The 21,209-nt window shown below is 60.3% G+C and carries 19 protein-coding genes, 1 tRNA gene and 1 pseudogene; 12 read left to right on the plus strand and 9 right to left on the minus strand.

Features of this window, described 5'->3' with window-relative positions; genetic code table 11:
• Nucleotides 1-66: 66 nt before the first annotated feature.
• The 6 genes from E8L22_RS04960 to E8L22_RS04985 all read right to left on the minus strand — a co-directional run bounded on the left by E8L22_RS04960 (nt 67) and on the right by E8L22_RS04985 (nt 7,743).
• Entirely contained in the window at nt 67-1,662 is a 1,596-nt protein-coding gene (locus E8L22_RS04960; protein ID WP_136524110.1) for an acetyl-CoA hydrolase/transferase C-terminal domain-containing protein, read from the minus strand.
• A gap of 53 nt (nt 1,663-1,715) precedes the next feature.
• A complete protein-coding gene (locus E8L22_RS04965; RefSeq protein WP_136524111.1) occupies nt 1,716-3,032 on the minus strand; it encodes a citrate (Si)-synthase in 1,317 nt (438 codons plus the stop codon).
• A gap of 66 nt (nt 3,033-3,098) precedes the next feature.
• Nucleotides 3,099-4,559: a bifunctional 2-methylcitrate dehydratase/aconitate hydratase gene (locus tag E8L22_RS04970; protein WP_136524112.1), complete on the minus strand. Its 1,461-nt coding sequence runs from the start codon at nt 4,557-4,559 to the stop codon at nt 3,099-3,101.
• Complete coding sequence (prpB, locus tag E8L22_RS04975) at nt 4,546-5,442, minus strand: methylisocitrate lyase (RefSeq protein ID WP_136524113.1); 897 nt, start codon at nt 5,440-5,442, stop codon at nt 4,546-4,548. The genes E8L22_RS04970 and prpB overlap by 14 nt, the downstream gene beginning before the upstream one ends.
• A 3-nt stretch (nt 5,443-5,445) precedes the next feature.
• A complete protein-coding gene (locus E8L22_RS04980; protein ID WP_136524114.1) occupies nt 5,446-6,141 on the minus strand; it encodes a GntR family transcriptional regulator in 696 nt (231 codons plus the stop codon).
• 348 nt (nt 6,142-6,489) lie between these two features.
• The gene (locus tag E8L22_RS04985) at nt 6,490-7,743 is read right to left on the minus strand and encodes a GAF domain-containing sensor histidine kinase (protein ID WP_246044547.1); all 1,254 of its coding nucleotides are present in this window, start codon (nt 7,741-7,743) and stop codon (nt 6,490-6,492) included.
• Nucleotides 7,744-8,022: 279 nt separating this feature from the next.
• Between E8L22_RS04985 and E8L22_RS04990 the strand changes: the two genes are divergently transcribed.
• Nucleotides 8,023-8,397 carry a hypothetical protein gene (locus E8L22_RS04990; RefSeq protein ID WP_136524115.1) on the plus strand — a complete coding sequence of 125 codons (375 nt, stop codon included), beginning with the start codon at nt 8,023-8,025 and terminating at the stop codon, nt 8,395-8,397.
• Nucleotides 8,398-8,502: 105 nt separating this feature from the next.
• Entirely contained in the window at nt 8,503-8,757 is a 255-nt protein-coding gene (locus tag E8L22_RS21855; protein ID WP_281275009.1) for a GSU3128 family (seleno)protein, read from the plus strand.
• Here E8L22_RS21855 and E8L22_RS21360 read toward each other — a convergent pair.
• Nucleotides 8,682-8,840: a hypothetical protein gene (locus E8L22_RS21360; RefSeq protein ID WP_162604779.1), complete on the minus strand. Its 159-nt coding sequence runs from the start codon at nt 8,838-8,840 to the stop codon at nt 8,682-8,684. The genes E8L22_RS21855 and E8L22_RS21360 overlap by 76 nt on opposite strands.
• Here E8L22_RS21360 and E8L22_RS05000 point away from each other — a divergent pair.
• Together E8L22_RS05000 and E8L22_RS05005 are read left to right on the plus strand one after the other, a co-directional pair.
• Nucleotides 8,827-10,170, plus strand: coding sequence for an MATE family efflux transporter (locus E8L22_RS05000; RefSeq protein WP_136524116.1), 1,344 nt, complete (start codon nt 8,827-8,829; stop codon nt 10,168-10,170). The two genes, E8L22_RS21360 and E8L22_RS05000, sit on opposite strands and share 14 nt — an antisense overlap.
• Nucleotides 10,171-10,173: 3 nt before the next feature.
• On the plus strand, nt 10,174-11,232 hold the full coding sequence (locus tag E8L22_RS05005; protein ID WP_136524117.1) for a methyltransferase domain-containing protein: 1,059 nt from the start codon (nt 10,174-10,176) through the stop codon (nt 11,230-11,232).
• Between the two features lie 78 nt (nt 11,233-11,310).
• Here E8L22_RS05005 and E8L22_RS05010 read toward each other — a convergent pair whose 3' ends face one another.
• The gene (locus E8L22_RS05010) at nt 11,311-12,291 is read right to left on the minus strand and encodes a beta-ketoacyl-ACP synthase III (protein ID WP_136524118.1); all 981 of its coding nucleotides are present in this window, start codon (nt 12,289-12,291) and stop codon (nt 11,311-11,313) included.
• A 77-nt stretch (nt 12,292-12,368) separates the two neighbouring features.
• Nucleotides 12,369-12,683 (minus strand): hypothetical protein, encoded by a 315-nt coding sequence (locus tag E8L22_RS05015; RefSeq protein WP_136524119.1) that lies wholly within the window; start codon nt 12,681-12,683, stop codon nt 12,369-12,371.
• Nucleotides 12,684-12,784: 101 nt separating this feature from the next.
• Here E8L22_RS05015 and E8L22_RS05020 point away from each other — a divergent pair, with 101 nt between their 5' ends.
• From E8L22_RS05020 to E8L22_RS21945, 8 genes and pseudogenes are all read left to right on the plus strand, one after another.
• Entirely contained in the window at nt 12,785-13,360 is a 576-nt protein-coding gene (locus E8L22_RS05020) for a HEAT repeat domain-containing protein (RefSeq protein WP_136524120.1), read from the plus strand.
• A gap of 203 nt (nt 13,361-13,563) precedes the next feature.
• Entirely contained in the window at nt 13,564-14,925 is a 1,362-nt protein-coding gene (gene radA, locus E8L22_RS05025) for a DNA repair protein RadA (RefSeq protein ID WP_136524121.1), read from the plus strand.
• 124 nt (nt 14,926-15,049) lie between these two features.
• Nucleotides 15,050-15,406, plus strand: a complete 357-nt coding sequence (dksA, locus tag E8L22_RS05030) for an RNA polymerase-binding protein DksA (protein WP_135868930.1) — start codon at nt 15,050-15,052, stop codon at nt 15,404-15,406.
• Between the two features lie 34 nt (nt 15,407-15,440).
• Complete coding sequence (locus E8L22_RS05035) at nt 15,441-17,744, plus strand: ATP-binding protein (RefSeq protein ID WP_136524122.1); 2,304 nt, start codon at nt 15,441-15,443, stop codon at nt 17,742-17,744.
• Nucleotides 17,745-17,803: 59 nt separating this feature from the next.
• A tRNA-Ala gene (locus E8L22_RS05040) sits at nt 17,804-17,879 on the plus strand.
• A 105-nt stretch (nt 17,880-17,984) separates the two neighbouring features.
• A complete protein-coding gene (locus E8L22_RS05045) occupies nt 17,985-19,907 on the plus strand; it encodes a site-specific integrase (protein WP_136524123.1) in 1,923 nt (640 codons plus the stop codon).
• Between the two features lie 790 nt (nt 19,908-20,697).
• Nucleotides 20,698-20,922 carry a helix-turn-helix domain-containing protein gene (locus E8L22_RS05050; protein WP_136524124.1) on the plus strand — a complete coding sequence of 75 codons (225 nt, stop codon included), beginning with the start codon at nt 20,698-20,700 and terminating at the stop codon, nt 20,920-20,922.
• Between the two features lie 3 nt (nt 20,923-20,925).
• Nucleotides 20,926-21,155 (plus strand): annotated as a pseudogene (locus tag E8L22_RS21945) (hypothetical protein); the annotation flags it as partial.
• Between the last annotated feature and the right edge of the window lie 54 nt (nt 21,156-21,209).

A 21,209-nucleotide genomic window follows, 5' to 3' on the forward strand; every position in this document is an offset into this window, starting at 1 on the left:
ACCGCCTGGTTCTTATGGAAACGCCCCCGACGGCAGTCGAACGGCCGCCGGGGGCGCGGGCTCTCCCTATGCGCAGAGATCGATCTTTATGTCCCAGTTCTTTATCTTCATGGTCCCGTTCTGGGCGAGGTTCAGCTGCATCTTGAAGGCACGGTCCCACATCTGCGGCTCGTGCCCCACCTTCCGGGCCAGACACTCCTTGCTCGCCATCTCCAGGTACTCGGTGAGGATCGGCTTGTAGTCCGGATGGGCGCATTTCTCGATGATCCTCTTCGCGCGTTCCTTCGGGGCAAGCCCCCTCAGGTCCGCGAGCCCCTGCTCGGTGACCACGCAATCGAGGTCATGCTCGGTATGGTCGATGTGCGAGCAATGCGGCACGACGCAGGTGATGCCGGTCGGGTCGGTCTTCGAGGGACGGCTCGACGGCGTGTGCATGATCTTCAGGAAGCCGTTACGCAGGAAATCACCGGAACCGCCGATCCCGTTGATCATGCGGGTCCCCCCCACGAGGGTCGAGTTTGCGTGGGCGTAGATGTCGATCTCGACCGGTGTGTTCATCGCGATCACCCCGAGGCGCCGGATCGGTTCCGGGGCGTTCGAGATGGAAAGCGGACGCAGCAGGATCTTGTCGGAGTACTTGTCCATGTTCGCGAAGAAGCGCGGGAACCCTTCATCCTTCGAAAGCGACAGGGAGCAGGACGACGCGCAGTTCAGCTTGCCGGAATCGATCAGGTCGAGCATGGTGTCCTGCAGGACCTCGGTGTAGACACTCAGGTCGCTGAAGGGCCCCTTGGCGAGCCCGCCGATGACCGCGTTGGCGATGGAACCGACCCCGGACTGCAGCGGCAGGAGGTTTTTCGGAAGGCGCCCCGCCTTCACCTCGTGGCTGAAGAAGTCGATGATGTTCCGCGCGATCGCCTCGGAGGTCTCGTCCTGTTCGGAGAAGGCCCTGCCGTTGTCTCGATGACGCGACTCGACGACGGCGACGATCTTCGCGGGGTCGCACGGAACGTACGTGGTCCCTATCCTCGAATCGGCGCGGGTGATGTCGAGGCTCTGCCGATTGGGAGGGTTCATGCAGGAGATGTTGTCGTGCATCCCTTCGAAGGAGGGCTGCCCCACGTTCACCTCGACGATGATCTTGTCGCACACCATGAGGATCTCCGGGATGACTCCGCACGACGAGGTGGGGACGAGGCCGCCGTCCTCGGTGATGGCCGAGACCTCGATGATGGCGATGTCCAGCCTGCCTGTTTCGGTGTCCTTGGTGTAGAAGCCGTAACCCAGGTCCTGGGCGAAGAGGGAGAGGTGCTTGTCGCCCATCCTGATCCTCCCCTCGTTGATGCCGGCCGCGATATTCTTGCCGGTCTGGTAGGGCCAGCGGCGATCCAGCATGTCGAGGCTCGCCCAGCGGTCCTCGGTCTCGGCTCCGACGGAGGCGCCGGTGAAAAGGTTGAAACGCATCTTCCCTTGGAGGTTGTTCTTCTCCACGTGATCGGCCAGGGCGATCGGCACCGCTTTCGGGTAGCCGGCCGGGGTGAAGCCCGACCAGCCTAGGTTCATACCGGGCTTGAAAAATTGGATGGTCTGTTCCGGCGTCATCACCTTTTTTAAGAGCGACTTGCAGCGGACGCGGTCCTGCAGTGTTCCATATTCGGACATGACGTTTTCTCCTTGTTTTATTTTGTCGTATACGTTGCGCGTTAAAAAAAAGGCTAGCTGCGGCCGCCTTCCGCGGCCCACTTCTCAAGCATCGAGGTGGTCACCGACTTCGGCCGCTCTATGGCGTATCCAAGCCCGCGATCCCAGGTGAGGTTGGCCATGCACCCGAGCGCGCGCCCTACTCCGAAGAGCACGGTATAGAAGTCCCACTCCTTCACCCCGTAATGCCACTGGATGACGCCGGACTGTGCGTCCACGTTGGGCCAGGGGTTCTTGGTCTTGCCGTGCTCGGCGAGCACCCCCGGGGCCACCTCGAAGATCATGGAAACCAGCTTGAAAAGCGGGTCCTCCGGGAGGTGTTTCTGGCAGAACTCCCGCTGCGAGGTGTAGCGCGGGTCGGTTTTCCTGAGCACCGCGTGGCCGTACCCCGGGATGACTTGGCCGGAATTCAGGGTGTCCCAGAGCGCCTTGGTGATGAGCTCGCGGGTCGGCTCCTCGTTGCTGCAGTATTTCTTTTGGAACTTCAAGGTCCAGTCGAGCACCTCCTGATTGGCGCGGCCGTGGAGCGGACCTGCCAGCCCGTTCAGCCCGGCGGCATAGGAGAGGTACGGGTCGGAGAGCGCCGAGTGCACGAGATGGGTGGCATGAGCGGAAACGTTGCCGGACTCGTGGTCGGAGTGGAGGATGAAGTACATGCGTGCCACATCCATGTACTCGTCACCCTGGCCGATCATGCGGGCGAAGTTCGCTCCCATGTCGAGCGACGGGTCGATCGCGAGCGGTGCGTCGTCACGGTACTTCAGGTTGTAGATGAAGGCTGCCAGCACCGGAATGCGGGCGACGATGTCGCACGCGTCCTCGTAGACGTACTCCCACGCGCCGAGCTTGTTGAAACTCCCCGAGGTGTAGTAGGCGGCGAACTTCGATTCCCGCTGCATGGCACCGATACCGGTGGAAAGCATGGTCATCGGGTGGCTGTCGCGCGGCATGGCCCTGATGATGTCGAAAACGTACCCCGGCACCTCCTGGCGCTTCTTCCAATCCGCGAGCACCTCGTCCACCTGTGCCTGCGTCGGCACCTCGCCGGTAAGGAGGAAATACCAGAACGATTCCACGGTCGGGTACTCGGAACCGGGGGCCTTGGGGAGGGCCGCGAAGGTCTCCGGAATGGTCTTGCCGCGGAAACGGATCCCTTCCTGCGGGTCGAGATATGAAATGTCGGTTACCAGGCAGCGGATGTCCCGCGCCCCGCCGATGCACTGTTCGATGGTCACTTCGTCGATCTTCACCTTGCCGTACTCTTTCGCCAGCCGGGTGGTCCTCGGCCTGAACTCGTCGAGCTTTCGCCTGACGGCTTCCTTTAGAGCCATGTTCATCTCCTTGTGGTTGTTGTTAAGCTGCGGATGAGTGCAAGCGCTTGCGGTTTCTGCAGCAGGTCAAACGGTAAAAAGTGCCATGAAGTCGTTGACGGGGGTCTCCTCGAGGCGCTGCCGGTCGCGGCTCAGTTCCATGACGCCTGCGGCCCGTTCCCCGGGAAGGGTGGCGAGGTTATCGTCGAGTTTCCTGAGGATGAGCGGCAAGGCCTCGGCGCGCCGACGCCGGTGACCGAGCGGGTACTCCACCTCCACCTCCTCGCTTTGCCCTCCGTCCCGGTAAAAGATCTGCACCGAACTCGCGATCGAGCGCTTCTGAGGGTCCAGATAGTCGAGGCTGTAACGCTCCTCCTCGGTAACCGCCATCTTCCGCCTGAGGTCGTCGATGCGAGGATCGGCAGCCCTTTCGTCCAGGTAGTCGGTCGCCGTGAGTCCGCCGAAGATGAGGCCGACCGCGGTGATGTACTGGAGGCAGTGGTCTCGGTCGGCGGGGTTATGCAGCTCTCCCGTCTTGCTGATGATCCGGAGCGCCGCGCGATGGGTGCGGATCTCCACCCGCTCGATCTCGGAGAGCCGCCCCTTCACCTCAGGGTGCAGCCTGATCGCCGCCTCGAGCGCGCTCTGGGCATGGAACTCCGCGGGGTAGGCCACTTTGAAAAGGACGTTTTCCATCACGTAGCTTTCGTACGGGCGTTGGAAACGGAAAGGTTCTCCTCGGAAACATACGTCGTAGAAGCCCCACCCCTTGGCAGAGAGCGCCCCCGGGTACCCGGCTTCACCCCGCATGGTCAAAAGCGCGAGCCACACGCCCCGGCTCGTTGCGTCCCCCGCCCCCCAGGATTTGCGCGATCCCGTGTTGGGCGCCTGGCGGTAGATCCTTAGGCTCTGGCCGTCCACCCACGCCTGGGAAACCGCGTCGACCACCTGTTCGAGCGTTCCCCCCAAGAGATCGGTCACCACCGCGGCGGTCGCCACCTTCACAAGCGCCACGTGGTCGAGCCCGACGGCGTTCAAGCTGTTTTCCAGCGCGAGGCACCCCTGGATTTCATGCGCCTTGATCATCGCGGTCAAGACGTCGCGCATGGTGAGGGGGGCCATCCCTTCAGCTACCCTTCTCCGGCTCAGGTGATCGGCGACGGCCAGGATTCCTCCGAGGTTGTCGGACGGATGCCCCCATTCAGCGGCAAGCCAAGTGTCGTTGTAGTCGAGCCACCTGATCAAGGTGCCGATGTTGAAGGCGCCGCTCACGGGATCGAGTTCGAAGCGGGTTCCCGGCACACGGCATCCGTGCGGCACCACCGTATCCGGCGCCACCGGCCCGAGGAGCTTCGTGCAGTCGGAGAACCTTGACGCGAGGACGGCGCATCCCATGGCGTCCATCAGGCTAAGGGCCGCAGTCCGGTAGGCTTCCTCGCTGGTGATGGTCGCCTCTTTGATGTAGCGGGCGATGGCGATCATTTCCAGGTCGGCCGAAGGCCGTACATTGATCTCAGCGGTGCTGTTGGTTTCCTCAGTTACCGTCATCTCCCCTCCCCTTCATGAGCCGGTCCAGCCTCTCCTCGTACTCCCGGTATCCGAGGACCCGGTACAGCTCCTCGCGTGACTGCATCAACCCGAGCAGATCGCGCTGGGTACCGGTGCAATGGATGGTCTCGTAGACCAGCGAGGCTACCTTGCTCATGGCCCGGAAGGCACTGAGGGGGTAGAGAACCATGGCGACCCCGACCGCCGAGAGTTCCTTCGCCGTGAAGAGCGGCGTCCGCCCTCCCTCGGTGATGTTGGCGAGAATGGGCACCGGCACCGCTTCGGCGAACCTCCGGTACTGTTCCAGGTCGGTCGCCGCCTCGGCGAAGATCGCGTCCGCGCCTGCCTCCACGTAAAGGGAGGCGCGCTCGATGGCTGAATCGATCCCCTCGCAGGCGAGGGCGTCGGTGCGCGCCATGATGATGAAGGAAGCATCCGCTTTGGCATCCACCGCCGCCTTGATCCGGTCGACCATCTTTTCCCTTTCGACCACGCTCTTGTTGGGGCGGTGTCCGCAGCGTTTGGGGAAGACCTGGTCCTCGATATGAATTGCGGCGACGCCCGCCCGGGTCATCTCTCTTACCGCACGAGCTATCGTGAAGGGCGACCCCCACCCCGTGTCGATGTCCACCAATAGCGGGAGTTCGCAGGCGCCGGTGATCCGGCGGGCGTCTTCCAGGACATCATCGAGGCAGGTTATTCCCAGATCGGGACAGCCGTAGGAGGCGTTGGCGACGCCCGCCCCAGAGAGGTAGAGGGCCCGGTGCCCCGCCGCCTCGGCGAGCATGGCGCAGTAGGCGTTGACGGCGCCAACGATCTGCAGCGGCCGCTCCTGCTCTATGGCCGCTCGAAGCTTCGTTCCCGCGGTGACGGATGCCGCCATCGGTTACCCCTTCTGTTCCAGTGACTGCCGGCGCCTTTCTTCGATGCTTTTGCGCGCCGCGCTGATGTGGCGTCTCATCAGGAGGTCGGCAAGCTCGGCGTCCCGCTCGGCGAGCGCCTCCACGATCCGGCGGTGTTCCTTGAGGGCCAGGAGGGGACGCGGGCTCGACGTGCTGAACTGGTAGCGATACATCCGCATCAGTTGGTAAAGCCCCCCTTCGAGGATGCTGATCACCTTGCGGTTGCGGCTCCCGAGGAGAATGCGGTAATGGAAGTCGAACTCCCCCTCCTGCTGGTAGTAGGAAAGCCCCTGGTCCTCCCGGATGCTCTTTTCGTGGTCGTCCAGCAGCCGCCCGAGGTCGGCGATCTCCTCGTCGGTCATGTTCACCGCCGCCAGCCCGCAGGCCATCCCCCCAAGCGCCTCGCGGACCTGATAGATGTCGATCAGTTCCTCGTACGACAGGGTCACCACCCGAGCCCCAAGGTTCGGAGACCGGACCACCAGGTACCTTTCCTCCAGCCTGCTGAGCGCCTCGCGCAGGGTCCCCCGGCTTATCCCGAACGTCTTTGCCAGTTCCGGTTCCGAAATCTTGCTCCCGGCAGGGATCGCCCCCTTCACGATGGCGGTCTGCAGTTGCTCGAAAATTCGATCCGATAACGAAAGCGACGAAGTTTCCGCCTCGGTTAGTGATTCATTCATTGTCGACACCTTTCATGCTAATGTTCGTTACGCGTGCCAAAATACGCCGATTGCTACCCATGTCAACATAAAAGTGTCGACACTTTATCCAAAGAGGTTTCCGCCACGCGAGTACCGCTCCTATGCAGCAACGTGAAACTACCAGCCACTTTGCGTTCCGTCGTGCGAAGTGCGATGGCCGGAATCGCTCAAAAAAAAGCGGCCGCTGTCCCAAGGACAACGGCCGCTTCATTTACCAATCACCGCATCGACCGGTTAAAGGCCTGACGCCTCACACCACCACGCGGAACCTCGCGCCACCCTCGGCGTTCTCGACGGTGAGTGCTCCTTTCATGTTCCTCTCAATGATCATCTTCGCCATGTAAAGGCCGATCCCCGCCCCTTGCGGCCCTTTGGTGGTGAAGTAAGGATCGAATACCTTTCGAGGATCTCCTCCGGCACCCCCCCGGCGTTGTCGGAGACGGTCACCACCGACCGGCCGTTCTCTTCGCCCACGTGGATCCGGATCGTCGGCTTTGGCGGCTTCGCCGCCACGAAAGCGTCCCGCGCGTTGATGAGAAGGTTCAAGAGCACCTGCGCGTACTCGTTGGGGTACCCCTCGATCTGCGGCTGCGCCGAGGAGGTGACCTCGATCCTGATCTGCACCTCGTGCAGGCTTATATCCACCAGGGAAACGGTTTTCTCCACCGCCTCCAGCACGGAGAACCTCGATTTTTCCGCTACGGGGGTGAAAAAGCTCCTGAACTTGTCGATGGTCTGCGACATCTGCATGATCGCATCCATCATCTTCTCCACCTTCGTGTCCAGGTATTCCTCGGTCAGCTCACCGAGCCGCAGGGTGATGGGAAGGTCCTGTGCCAGAAGGGCGAGCACGTTCAGCGGCTGGCGCCACTGGTGCGCGATGTTGCTGATCAGCTCCCCCATGGCCGCCAGGCGCCCCTGCTGGATCAGCATCCGGTCCATCTGTCTCAGGCGCTCCGCGACCTGCAACCGCTCGGCACTCTCGAGCTCCAGCTGTCCGTAAGCGGTACTGAGCTCGGCGTTTCTCTCCTTCATCTGCCGCTCGGCCAGGCGCCGGGTCACGATCTCCGACCTGAGCTGAATTTCTGTCATCACGGCAGCGGCCAGATCCTCCACTACGGAGATCTGCTCGCCGGTCCACTCTCTGGGCTTCCCGTCAAGGACGCAGAAAGAGCCTAGGATGTAGCCGTCCGCACTGGTTAGGGGGATGCCGAGGTAGGCAATCACGTTCAGGTCGCGAATGGCGAGGTTGTCCTTGAAAAGTGGATGCTCGCGCGCGTCCTTAATGATGAGTGGGGTCTTGGCGATGCGGTTGTACTGGCAGAAGGAATGGGAAAGAGGGGTCTCGCGCCGTGACTGCCACGGCTCTGGAAGTCCCAGGCAGCTTTTGAAGAACTGGCGATCCGAATCGATTAGGGAGACCAGGGCGGCCGGGGCTCCGGTGAAGCGAGCCGCGAGCCTGGTCAGCCTGTCGAACGCCTCCTCGGCGGGTGTGTCGAGCAGGGCGACGGCACGCAAGGCCGCGAGCCTAGTCGGGTCTGCTACGTGTTCCTGAACGTCCCTAGCTTCTTTACCGTTCATCGCTCTCCTCTTCCATAAAGGCCGGATGTCTTGGTCGCCCTCTGACACAAGGGGATAAAGTATCAGATTTTCCGGCACTTTCAAGCCGCCTGCGCCGGCATGCCCTGTTTCGACGCCGCCTGAAGGTTCGTGAGTTTTTCCTTTTTATTTCAGCGTTTACACGACAACCCCAAATAAAATAAGATATCTGTGGCCTCGCCGAGCGCCAAACATCCACCGATGCGGCCGGCAGGAACGGGGTACGTCACCCCGGTTGAAACACATGCTGAAGGAAAAGGTATGGCCAAGATCATTTCGTTCGAGAAGATGCAGCAGGCGATCAGGAAAAGAAGGGAAGCGGAAGCGCACCTGCAGAACACCGAGGACGACATCACCGCGATCCTCAACGACTACTCCCTCACCCCGGCCAACCGCCGCTGGAAACTGGAAAACATGCTGATGGATGTGGACGAGCAGTTGGAACAGTACCGCAGGGAGCTCGAAGCCGCGGAAAGGAAGCTGAACGCGCTGGTGGCGAACGCCGAGGGTGAGATCGCCCGCGCTTACGGCGAGTTTGAGGCAAAGGTGCGCGGCATGACGGTCGCGGTGCAAAAGCTCACCGGCGACAGCACAGCCCGCACGGCAGTGGGAAGCGCGAAACGCGGCGAGCCCTGAGCGCCTACCCCTTCCTTCTTTTTTCAGGTTATGGTTTTCAGCCCCACCTGTTTGTGCTAGTTATGTAGGCGTTCAACGCCACAGCAACGCACAGGGAGGTTGACCATGAAGATCCGCAAGAAGATTCTCGATTTCGAGTACGAGGAAGTCCTCGAGGAGAAGTACCGCGAGCTGATCCGCGTGGCATGCGCCGTAGCGGTCGGCTGCCCGGACTGACTCAAGAAGCATTTCGCGGTCGCGAAAAATGCAGGCGCCACCGAGGCGGAGCTGAACGAGGCCATGGCCTACGGCATCATCGCCCCTTCCGGAAGGGCGAAGAACTTCGTGCGCAGCCAGGAAGAAGCCCTGAAGGAACTGTAACCTCCACCCATCCCCGCCGGGACCGTACTGGTCCCGGCTTTTTGCCTTTTGAAGGAAACGCCTGTCGTCTTGAAACGTCTCATCTCTTCCAAAAACAGCAAGCGCATCTCGATCCGTCGTGATGTCGCCGCCCTCTCCATGCCGGTGCTTTTGTCCTCGCTTTTCCAGCGCCTGGTCTCAATCGTGGACATCTTCATGGTCGGCGGGCTCGGTGCCGCGGCGATCGCCGCCACCGGTCTCGGACAGCTCCTCATTTTCGTCACCATGACCGTCTTCTGGGGGCTCTCCACGGGAACCAACGTGGTCATCGCCCACCTCTGGGGCGCGGGCAGGCGCGTCGAGGCGAAGAGAGCCGCCTTCGCGTCGCTTCTCTTCTGCGTCCTTCTCGCCGTTGCCGCGAGTCTCCTCGGCATCTCCTTCGGCAAGGAGATCGCCGTCTTCATGGGGGCACAGCCCGAGGTGCTCTCCTACGCCTCCGAGTACATCCGCCTCGTCTTTCTATACTTCGGCTTCACCGCCGGGCTGAACATCCTCTCCGCCATCATGCAGGGGACCGGCAACACACGCACCCCGATGGAGGGGATCCTCCTGGTGAACGTCCTGCACGTGGCGATCGCCTACCCCCTCATCTACGGCCACTTCGGCTTTCCCCGCTTCGGCGTCGTCGGCGCGGCCTACGCCATCAACCTATCCGAGGCGGCGGGCTTTTGCTACCTCCTCGTCCAGGCGTTCCGCGGTGGTTACCTGAAGGTCGGGAAACCGGACCTGGTGCTGCTGAAGAAGGTGCTCGGCATCGGCTACCCGGTCGCCCTCGAGCGCATCGCCCAGCAGTCCGGCCAGCTCTTCTATTCAAAGTTCATCATTGGCTTCGGAACCGCCGCGTACGCCGCGCACCAGATCGGTCTCTCCATCGAGTCGCTCTCCTTCATGCCCGGCGCCGGGATGGGTATCGCGGCGGCGACCCTCATGGGGCAGGCGCTCGGGGCGAGGAAGCTAAGGCGGGCCCACATGAGCCACACCGAGGCGTTGAGACTCGCCGTCCTGGTCATGGCCTTCATGGCGCTGCTCTTTTTCTTCCTGCCGCACCAGTTGATCGCCCTCTTCACCACCGACCCCGACGTCATCGAGAAAGGGAGCGTCTTCCTCCGGCTGGTCGCCTTCGCGCAGGTACCGCTAGCACTCTCCTTCGTCTACGCCGGCAGCCTGCGCGGCACCGGCGACACCCACTTCGTCTTCCTGATCACCCTGGCCTCCATGTGGGGGGTCCGGGTGCTTTTCTCCTACATCGCCGCCGTCCCTCTCAAACTCTCGCTTTATGCGGTCTGGAGCGTCTTCGTAGTCGACTGGTTCGTCCGCGCTGCTGCCTTCTGGTGGCGCTACCAGCGCCGCGACCTGCACCAGGTGATCATCTAGCCGATGCGGCTCTCATTCGTCCCCACGGCAGAGCCACACGCGATCCGGGAGCGCCTGGGGCGGCTTCTTACGCCCGGCTCCCTTCTCGACGACCGGCTGGAACGGCGCATCTCGCGCCTTGGAGGCCGCTTCGTAAGTTACGCTGCGAGCTATCCCTTACCCCTTTGGGCACCCGGCCTCGAGATCACCCCGGAGATGCGCGGCATGACCGAGGCGCTCTTTCCGCTCGCCGAACCGCGCACTCTGTTCGAAAAGGTGCTGCGGCGCGGCTGCCGGTTCGCCCCTTTGCTCTCCGGCACCTACCTTGAGAGCTCTGCGAGCTGGCTCGACCTGCTGCAGAGGCTTTCGCCGCAGCTTCCATGCGCCGATCCCGCGCCGTCCCTGCGCCGGCTCGCCTGCGACGACGCCGCACGCACCGCGTTTCTTTTCGCGCTCATGCTTCCGCAGCATTTCGGCGGCGGCTTCGACCGCTATCCGCATCAGCTCTCGTGGATTTCAGTGTGGATGAAAGAAAAAGGGGCATGCCGAGCAGACAGCATCCGCGTGCTGGACGCCGCCTGCGGCAGCGGTGAAGGGACCTACCAGGTGGCGCAACTCCTTTTAGAGGCCGGGATGGGGAAAGGAAGCTCCGTGCACGGCTCCACGCTGGAGCCGATCGAGCTCTTCGCCGGCGCCCACATGTACTTCCCGCACGCCCCGGAACGCGGGCGTGAGTACCGCAACCGGGCGGGGTCGCTCCTCGGGCCGGGTGCCGACGCCCCGGCGCTGGAATTCTACCTGGACCGCGTCGACGCCCCTCCTTCGCGCGAGCCCTACGACCTGGTCCTTTGCAACGGGCTTCTGGGCGGTCCCCTGCTGCACGAGCCCGAGGAACTCGCTTCCGCCTTCGCCGGGCTATCCGCGCGGCTGGCCCCCGGCGGGTTGTTGCTCGCCGCCGACCGCTTCCACGCCGGTTGGCGCCAACGCGTTCCCGAGGAGGACCTTATCGCCCTGATGCGGATCCACGGCCTCACCCCGGTCGAGGTCCCCGAAGGGATCGCGGGGAAAAAGGGAGATCCCTGATCATCCGGTAAAGAAAAAGGGGACGGAGCCGTATAGCCCCATCCCCTTTCTTATTGCCGCATTATGCTGACCAGGCTTTTACGCCTTCAGCAGCACTCCGCCCCAGGAAAGCCCGCCGCCGAAGCCCATCATCAGCACCAGCTCGCCCGGCTTGATCTTACCGTTTCTGCGATTCTCGTCCAGGGCAAGCCCCACCGAGCCCGCCGCCGTATTGCCGTAGCGGTCCAGGTTGAGCAGGAACTTCTCCTTGGGTATCCCGGTCTTCTTGGAGATGAAATCGATGATGCGCACGTTCGCCTGGTGCGGGATGATGTGGTCGATCTCCTCGGGACGCACACCGCCGCGCTCGGCGAGATCGGTGATGATGCGCGGAATGACGTCCACCGCGAAGGTGAAAACGCTTTTACCGGCCATCTTGAAGGTGTTTTCCTTTGCCGCGATGCTCTCGGCGCTGACCGGTTTTCTCGATCCCGAAGAGGGGACCTGAATCAGCTCCCATCCGCTGCCGTCGCTCTGCATCATGCTGTGCAGGATGCCCTTGCCGGACCCCCCGGCTCCGAGGATCACCGCACCGGCGCCGTCGCCGAAAAGTGGCGCCGTCCCGCGGTCGTCGAAGTCGAGGATCTTCGAATACGTGTCGGCCCCGATCAGGAGCACCTTCTTGTACTTTCCCGACCGGATCAGGTTGTCCGCCATCTCCATGCCGTAGATGTAGCTGCTGCAGACCGCGTTCATATCGAAGGCGAAGGCCCTCGCCGCCCCGATGTTCTTTTGCACCATGCAGGCCGTGGCGGGAAGGATCATGTCGGGGGTGGAGGTGGCGACGATGATGCAGTCGATGTCGATGGGGTCGACGCCCGCGTTTTCGAGGGCGAGGAGGGCGGCGCTGGTGGCGAGGTCAGAGGTCGCCTCTTCCGCTGCCGAGAAACGCCGTTCACGGATACCGGTGCGGGAATGGATCCAGTGATCCGCGTCATCCACGAGGTAGTTGAAATAGGCGTTGGGGACAACCCGCGCCGGAACGTAGCCGCCGGTCCCCAGAATTTCCGAACGTATCATGTAGAGAGCGCCTCCTGGCTTCCCGCGTGGACACAGCAGGAAGCACTCTCGTATATCTCATAATAAAATATTGTTTGTCAATTGTTCCCTTTATAAAAAACGGCATCCACCACGCTGTAGGCCCAAACTATCATGAATCCTCCCAAAAGGTATTTTGCGTAAGGGGCATCCACCTGGATCGCCGACACCACCTGCTCCGGCGTGAGTCCCCCTTCGCGCCCGGCCACCATGAGCTTGCCGGCACTTCTGAGGGCTACGAACAGCGCGCCGAGGATGAAGATGTTGTCCAGCAGGATCATCACCCCACCCTTTAGGCGGCTTCCACGGTAGAGTTGTCCAAGCCCAGGAAGCACAAGGGCGGAAAGTGCCACGGATTTGATCCGGTTCGTCATCGGTTCGTTCTCCTTGTCGGCCACCTTAACGGTGAACCGGTATTAAGCAATCTGTTGTTTTGTGTTGTACAGCCGACGGAATTTTGTTAGTTTTCCTCGCTATGGACCGAGCCGAACGCACCAAAAGACGCGACGCCATCATGCCGCTGCTCAAGGACCCCGACACCGAGGTTCGTCAGGCGGCTTCGCGGGCACTGGAGACCCTGGAAGCGGCGGAGAGCCTCGAGGAGGTTTTCGACCGCTTGAAGCGGGGTGACCGGGCCACCAAGGTAGCCGCGATCTACGCTTTGGGGCGTATCCCCGACGACCGCGTGCTGCAGATCCTGAACTACTGCGCCGCGAGGCCCGAGGAGGACATCCGGTGCGCCGCGGTCAGTGTTCTCGGTGAACTGGCGCGCCCCGAGGCACTCACCACGCTGATCGAGAAGCTTAAGGACCCTTCCACCCCGGTGCGCGCCCTGGCAATCGCCGCGCTCTCCCGCTACCGGGATCGCTCGCTCATCCCGAGGCTCGTGCCGTTTCTGGAGGCGAGCGACGGCTTCCTCGACGCCGAGGCGGCCCTCACCTTAGGAAGGATCGGTGACGCCTCGCTTGCCGAAGCCATCACCAGGCTGCTCAGCTCACCCCACGACAAAACCCGCGCCGCAGCGGCCACCGCGCTGGCGCAGCTTCCCTAGCCACCCGCAACGTCTCCCCACCCAGGCAGTTCTCCCCTTCGGAACACGTCAGACCAAAACGAGCGACCGATTCTATCTTAGCCAAGGAAAGCTTGTCAAACGCATACCGTACCGCGCATGTAAACGCGCCGCTGTTGACACTCTTTGGCAAAAAGCTTAGTATTACGTAGTTTTTCGGCCCGCCGCTGCGCGTCTGGAGTGATATGGCAAAAGTAAAGGTAAAGACCGGGTTCGTCTGCTCCGACTGCGGTGCAACTTATCCGAAATGGCAGGGGCATTGCTCCGCCTGCGACGCCTGGAGCACCATCAAGGAAGTACGCCTGGGGCCGGAACCACGTCCCGGGCGGCGCGACGGTTTCGCCGGAACCACCTCGCCGGTCACCCTCCTTAAAGATGTGCAACTCACCGATGAGCATCGCTTCTCAAGCGGCAGCGAAGAGTTCGACCGGGTACTCGGGGGAGGCTTCGTCCCCGGCTCGGTTATCCTGATCGGCGGAGACCCCGGCGCGGGGAAAAGCACCATCCTGCTGCAGACCATGTGTCACGCTGCTGAGAGCAGAGAGGTCCTCTACGTCTCCGGCGAGGAGTCCCTGCAACAGATCGCCGGGCGGGCCAGGAGGCTGCAGCTCCCCCTCGACCGGGTCAAGATGCTCGCGGAAAGCTCCGTGGAACGGGTGCTGGAAGCCGCCGAGAGCGAACGCCCCGCGGTGGTGGTGATCGACTCGATCCAGGTGATGCAGTCGGCCGTGGTCGACGCGGCGCCGGGCGGCATCTCCCAGGTAAGGGAATCGGCCGCCGCATTCACCTGCTTCGCCAAGACTTCCGGAGTGGTCCTCATCATGGTAGGGCACGTCACCAAGGACCAGTCCCTCGCCGGTCCGATGACGCTCTCCCACATGGTGGACACCCAGGTGATGCTCTCCTCGACCGAGGACGCGCGCTACCGGCTCATGCGCACCACCAAGAACCGCTTCGGCCCGGTGAACGAGCTCGGCGTCTTTGCCATGACCGAGAAGGGGCTGCGGGAGGTGAAAAACCCCTCCGCGATCTTCCTCTCGCGCACCGAAAACGCCGCACCCGGGAGTCTTATCAGCGTCCTTTGGGAAGGGACGCGACCGCTTCTGGTCGAGATCCAGTCGCTCGTGGTCTCCGCTCAATACGGCTCGCCCCGGCGCCTCGGGATCGGACTCGACCAGAACCGCATCGCCATGGTCCTCGCCGTCATCAACAAGCACGGGGGCCTCGTGCTCGCGGACCAGGACGTCTTCGTCAACGTCGTCGGCGGCATCCGGGTGCTGGAAACCAGCGCCGACCTGGCGGTGGCCCTGGCCATCGTCTCGAGCTTCAGGAACTCCGTCCTGCCACAGGACCTCCTCGTTTTCGGAGAAGTCGGGCTTTCCGGCGAGATAAGGCCGGTATCGAACGGTGAATCAAGACTCAAGGAAGGGGTGAAACACGGCTTTACCCGCGCCATCGTGCCGAAGGGTAACGCCCCCAAGAAGGAGATACCGGGAATGAAGGTGGTGGGAGTCACTTCGCTCTCCGAAGCCCTCGACGCCATCTAAGCGGTTAGTGGAGCCCCGGCGGTTGAGATTTCGACTCCCTGATCTTTGGTTAAGAGGAAAATTTCACTTTACTAATTTAGAAAAATCCTCTTTAATGTCGTATTGATTAGAAAGGGTAGGTGTCATGAATTCGGAAAAGCTCGAGTACTTCAGAGGAATCCTGCAGGAAGAGAAACGAACGCTCCTGGAAGAAGCTGGCCGGACCGTTATGGAGATGAACTCCGACACGACCAACTTCCCCGACCCGACCGACCGCGCCACCCAGGAGTCGGACCGCACCTTCGAACTGCGTATCCGTGACCGCGAGCGCAAGCTCATCAACAAGATCCAGGAGGCGCTCAACCGTATTGATAACGGCACCTTCGGGATCTGCGAGGTCTGTGAAGAGGACATCAGCGAAGCGCGCCTGAAGGCCCGCCCGGTGACCACCCTCTGCATCGACTGCAAGATGGAGCAGGAAAAGAAAGAAAGATTCCGCTAGATCTCCAATTCACCGCTCGTCTCTCGGAGTTCGCATGGCTGCCCGGAAGGTAGACAACCTGCTGGAGCAAGCGTTGGTCATTGCCCAGTCTTCCGGTCGCTCCCACCAGGCCCGGCTCGGCAGCTTGCTCCGCTTGGCGGCCCGCTCCTTCGGCCTCGCCTCCGCCTCACTTTTTATCCCCGACCCCTCGGAACCGATTCTCACCCAGCGATACCTTGCCGGCGCCTCCGGCATCGCGCAGCGTTGCGCCATTCCTTTCGATATAGGTTGTGCCGGTCGCGCCGCGTCACAGCGGACCGACGTCTTCTGCACCCATGCCGATCTCCATCCGGAGGAACGAGGCGGTGCCGAAGCGATAGGCTATCATTCCCTTCCCGTCCTGGAAGGTGACCGACTGGTCGGCGTACTCGTGCTCGGGAGCGCTGACGCCTCCCTTTCTCCTGAAAGCCTCGCCCTTTGCAGAAAGTTACTCCCCGTTTTCAGCCTGACGCTCGCCGCCCTCGCCGCCGCCGAACAGGCACAGGCCTCAGGGCGCATCATGTCGCTCCTCTCCGGCTTGGGGCACCTTCTGGGATCCCCCTCCGCCGCCGGCACCCTGCTTCCCAGGATTGCCAGGCTCTGCACCGGCTCAGGACTCGCAGGGCTCGCCGTCATCCGCCTGACCCCGAACGGCAGGAGCAGGGGCAGGGTTTTCAAGAGCTGCCAAAGCGGCTTCCGACAGGATCTTGAAGCGCTCCTCGATGCTGAACAAAAGCTTTCCGCCTGCGCCCTCGCTGCCGGGGCCACCCGCACCGAGCAGGTTGTGCTCGCCGGATCAGGTTACCGTGCGCTCAGCGCACCATTGGGCAGCAACGGCAGCACCACGGGTGCGCTCACCCTCTTCGGCGGACCCGAACTCCTCTCACCTGAGCAGATCGATGCCGCGGAGACGCTTGCCCGCCTCCTCTCCGGCACCCTTGCCGAAGCCATTTGCAAGGAAAAGGTGGCGAGTCTCGACAGCGAGAACGAGAAAAAGCTGAAGGAACTCTCGCTGTTGTACCGGCTCAGCAACACCATGCTCTCCACCATCAAGCTGAACAAGCTGATCCATCTAACCCTTACCGCGCTCACCTCCGGGCCCACCCCGTTCTTCGACCGCGCCATGCTCTTTCTAACCAACGAACGTTCCGGTTCGCTGGTCGGCATGCTCGGCGTCACCGCCGAAACCTCCCCTCCCCTCTCGATCCCGCAGGGAGGAAGCGAGGATATCCTTTCCAGCCGCTGGGACATCACCGAAGATGAGATGGCGGCACAGCGCGACTCCGACTTTTGCCGGAAGGTGCAAGGGAAAAGGCTCCAGTTGGACGGCACCCTCAACATCGCCTCCCAGGCCGTCCTGGAAAAACGCCTGATCTACATTCCAGACGAAGCCGTGATCGGTGCCGACCCCGCCACCGCGCCGCGCACCGCCCTCGCCGCCTCCCCTCTCATCGCCCACGGCCAGACCGTCGGGGTGGTGCTCGTCGACAACGCGCTCACCCAGTCACCGATCGCCCAGGAGCACCTCCGCTTCCTGCAACTTTTCACCAACCAGGCAGGAATGGCGATCGAAAACTCGATGCTCTACAACAAGATCGAGGATGCCCACCGCCAGTTGAGCGAAGCGCAGGAGAGCCTGCTCCAGAAGGAGCGTCTCGCCGCCATCGGCGAGATGGCCGCCGGCATCGCCCATGAACTGAAAGGGCCGCTCGTATCCATCGGCGGCTTCGCCGGCCGTCTCGCACGGAAGCTCCCCAAGGAAAGCACGGAATGGGCCCATGCCGACCTGATTGTGCGCGAGGTGGTTCGTCTGGAAGGGATCCTTTCCGAGATCCTGCTCTTTTCCAAGAAGACGACCATCTGCTATACCCGCTGCAACATGGTCGATGTCGTCAAGGAAACGCTGGCGGTTGTGACGCCGCCGCTCGAAGAGAAGCAGATCCGCATCAGCACCAAGTTTCCGCGCCAGAAGCAGGTGCTTCTAGGCGACAGCCAGCAACTGAAGCAGGTGTTCATCAATATCATCCTGAACTCCCTGGACGCCATGGGGACCGGTGGAGAGTTGATGATTCAGGTTCTTCCCTGCGATCTCGACGGCAAGGACGCCGTCACGGTGAAGATAGCCGACACCGGTGGCGGCATCCCGCTCGAGCAACTGAACAGTATCTTCACCCCCTTTTTCACCACCAAGGGGAGTGGTACCGGACTCGGGCTACCCATCGCCAACCGGATCATAACGAACCACGGCGGCAAGATCCAGATCACGAACCAGCCCGGCCAGGGTGTCGAGTTCCGCATCATCCTACCCAAACACTGGTGAGTGGGTTATAGACAAAATGACCGCCCGCCACCTGCGAGCGGTCATTCCTGCACCATAATGGGGGTGTAGCTCAGCTGGGAGAGCGATGCGTTCGCAACGCATAGGTCGTCGGTTCGATCCCGATCATCTCCACCAATCTCTTGTAACTAGCGGTTTTTGTGTCAGTTATTTTTCGTAAAATGGGCTGTTTCCTAGTGGTACACGCGGTGGTACACGCGCTATACACTAGGAGAACGGCCCATGTCTTTTTTTACCGCAGGACTTGTCAAAAGAGGGACCATGTACTACATTCGGGTCCGCGTTCCTGATGACCTGAGACGGTATATTTCTTCCCGGGAAATCAAACAGTCACTCCGGACTGCACGCTATTGCGAAGCTGTGAAACTAGCCAGAGCGTGGCGCACCGCGTTAGACCATTTCTTCGGCGATCTGAGGAGGGCGCAATTGACTGACAACGAGATTTTTCAGCTTCGAGATAAATATCTGCATGAAACAACAGAATCCCATCAACGCGCACTGGCGGCAGAAAAATTCTCCGAGAAGCACGCGGCTTGGATGATCAGACAGTATGAGCTGCTCATAGAGATTGATCGAAAGGCGCTGAGAACGCATGACTACTCCTTGATAGAGCAAGCTGTCGACCGTTTTCTCAATAAGCAAAACATCGTAATCGATAAGGATTCCACCGACTACCCCTACCTCTGTAAGGAGTTTCTCAAGGCCCGGATCATCGCGTTTGAGACGAAGATCAACCGGGCCCACGGCAATTTCACACTCACCCCTGCAGCGTCTTCACCTCCAGTTGACCCCTCAGCAGTTACTATGGTTGAGCCACTTGCTTCTGATTCATCCCCTACTCAGGACATAGGGCAGCAGTTATCAGAAATCAAAACATTTTTGAGCAAACACAAGGGATCTGGAGGAATGTTCTCGGTGGTCGCCGGGAAGTACATAAAAAGTAAGGAAACTGAAGAAGCGTGGACAGATGGGACCGAAGATGCAATGATGGAAACGTACGATCTTTTCAAAGAAGTCATTGACGACAAGGATATGAACGAGTACGACAATGATGATTTTCTCAAGTTCAAGGAACTTCTTACGCGGTTACCCAAGAACCGTAATAAGAACCCCATATTTCGCACCATGAGTATCTCCGAGATGCTTCAAATCCCCATTGAAGAGGCCGACAAGTTCAGTCGAGAGACCCGAGACAAACATCTCAGACGCATCTCCCAGTTGTTTGCCTGGGCGAAGGTTCGAAAAATCATCAGTGAAAATTATGCAGCAGGCATAGTCGGCAAAAATCGCCGCAACAGAAAGGACTCTAGAAAACCGTATGATGTTGAGGATCTGCAAAAGATCGTCAGGACAATGAAAGCGAAGCAGGCAATCCCAACCCAGTTTTGGATACCGCTTTTTGGGCTTTATACGGGCATGCGTGCTGATGAAATTTGTCAGCTCTATCTCGATGACATCTACCAAATCGGTGCAATCCTCTGCATAGACTGCACGGCCAGGCGCCCAGATCAAAGCCTCAAAAACGAACAGAGTAGCCGGAAAATCCCTGTCCATCCGTTTCTGCTAGAGCTTGGGTTTATGAACTATCACCAGTCGATCATGGATGCAGGGCATGAACGACTTTGGCCGAACCTTAAAATGCGAGTAGCCAAAGAAGGTAAAGGCAAGAAGGTTGGGAGTGCGAGAACAAAACCGGCAACGGCAGTTGGCACTCCGCAACGGGGAAAAGGCGGATACGGAGCTGGTTGGTCAAATTGGTACAATGAACACTTTAACCGGAAGTTTATAACAGAAGACCCAGAGAAGGTTTTCCATTCGTTCAGGCACAACCTATCCAATGCGCTGGAGAAAATTCCGTCCGTCAAGAGTTCAACAGCCAACATGATTACAGGACACGCCGGCGAGAATGAGAGAGAGAGGACATATCTCGAGGCTGATATTGAGATGATGTATGCAGCCCTAGCGCAAGTCCAGTATCCAATCGACCTGGATCTTCTTCGCGCAAAATCCCTTTGGAATAAAGAAGGGATGGCTGTGTTGCCAAAGGCGCCTCGTGTAAAGGTTTTTAGACCCGCTTCTCCTGAGAAAAAAGCTCGCAGGAAAGACTCTGTTCCGGTTGCTGGGGCGGCTAAAAGGGCAAAATGAACATGGCGCTCTCAAGGCCGAGGGCCAAGTTGCAGTACTGGCTATAATCGGCTTTGGCTCCGAACTTTGGGATGCCCAACATCAAGCAGTTATGGCATTTAGTGAGTAAGGAGACTACTTTCGTGAGGCATTACCACGACGTCAACCTTGATCGCCTGCGCCGAGCGATGGTTGTCTCTCTCCCAAATGCCCAGTGCCCATGTCGCCTTCGTCACACTATTATAGCAGGATGGGGTTTAGCAAGGTTTATGATCCATTCCAACTGTTTGCGTCCGATGCTGCAGATCGCCTCGAGTCAACCCCAATGGTTCGGCACTCGACATTGCCGGTAGATCGGCAACACGATTGCCGTAATCTGGACAGGGCATTTAATCCTGAGGGCAATCGAAGCCCTGACCGGAGGCTCCGTCATGTTTATCGGTCGGCCTTGAATGACCCTTTCCTTCGATACACCTTCAAATTTTCGGTGATACATCCGGTAGACGTCGTCATATGTGCCACTGCCGGCATCGCGAGTATGATAGTTCGAGTTGTTCAAAATGTTCAGCAGACCCAAAGGAGAGCCGGTGATTTCAACGCCGGGGAACGCCTGTGCCAACTGCCTGAGCGTGCCTGTCTCAGCCACCTTCTTGGGTCCGATTGAGACCCTCATTTCCTCTCTCTGCTTTATCCATTACGACACAGTTTTACCTTGCGCTGCCATAACATGTGCTATATTGTAATCGTATTTTAATCTGGCCTGTTTTTGTCTTGGCGGCACCCCCGGTGTGTGGCCGGAAAGGACTGGACAATGCCGATTGATCATCAGCGGCGGAAAATGATCAAGGACGTGCGTGTGCAACTCGGGTTGAACCAGGATGAGCTTGCCCGCGCGCTGGGGATGAGCTTCGCTTCCGTCAACCGCTGGGAAAACTGGAAAACGATCCCTTCGCAGTTGGCTTGGGCGCAGTTCAATGCCTTTTGCCGGGAGATGGTAAGTCAGGGCAGACTGAAAGCGCGGGAGGACGCCGCGTGAACAAAAAAAGACCTCTCCGAACGTGACCTCTGCACGAAATTCGTCACACCCGTCGTCACCCGGGCGGGGTGGACCTCCTGACACAGATTCGCGAGGAGGTCAGCTTGACCAGGGGGCGGATCACTGTTCGCGGCAGACTTGTCACTCGCGGCAAAGTAAAGCGTGCCGACTACATCCTTTATTACCAGCCCAATATCCCCATCGCGATAATCGAGTCCAAAGACAACAACCACTTGATGCTACTTTGAATTAGGCACTTTGTCGTAATTAATGCTGACCGAGGGGGC

It is taken from the genome of Geomonas ferrireducens, assembly GCF_004917065.1.
GTDB classification, from domain to species: domain Bacteria; phylum Desulfobacterota; class Desulfuromonadia; order Geobacterales; family Geobacteraceae; genus Geomonas; species Geomonas ferrireducens.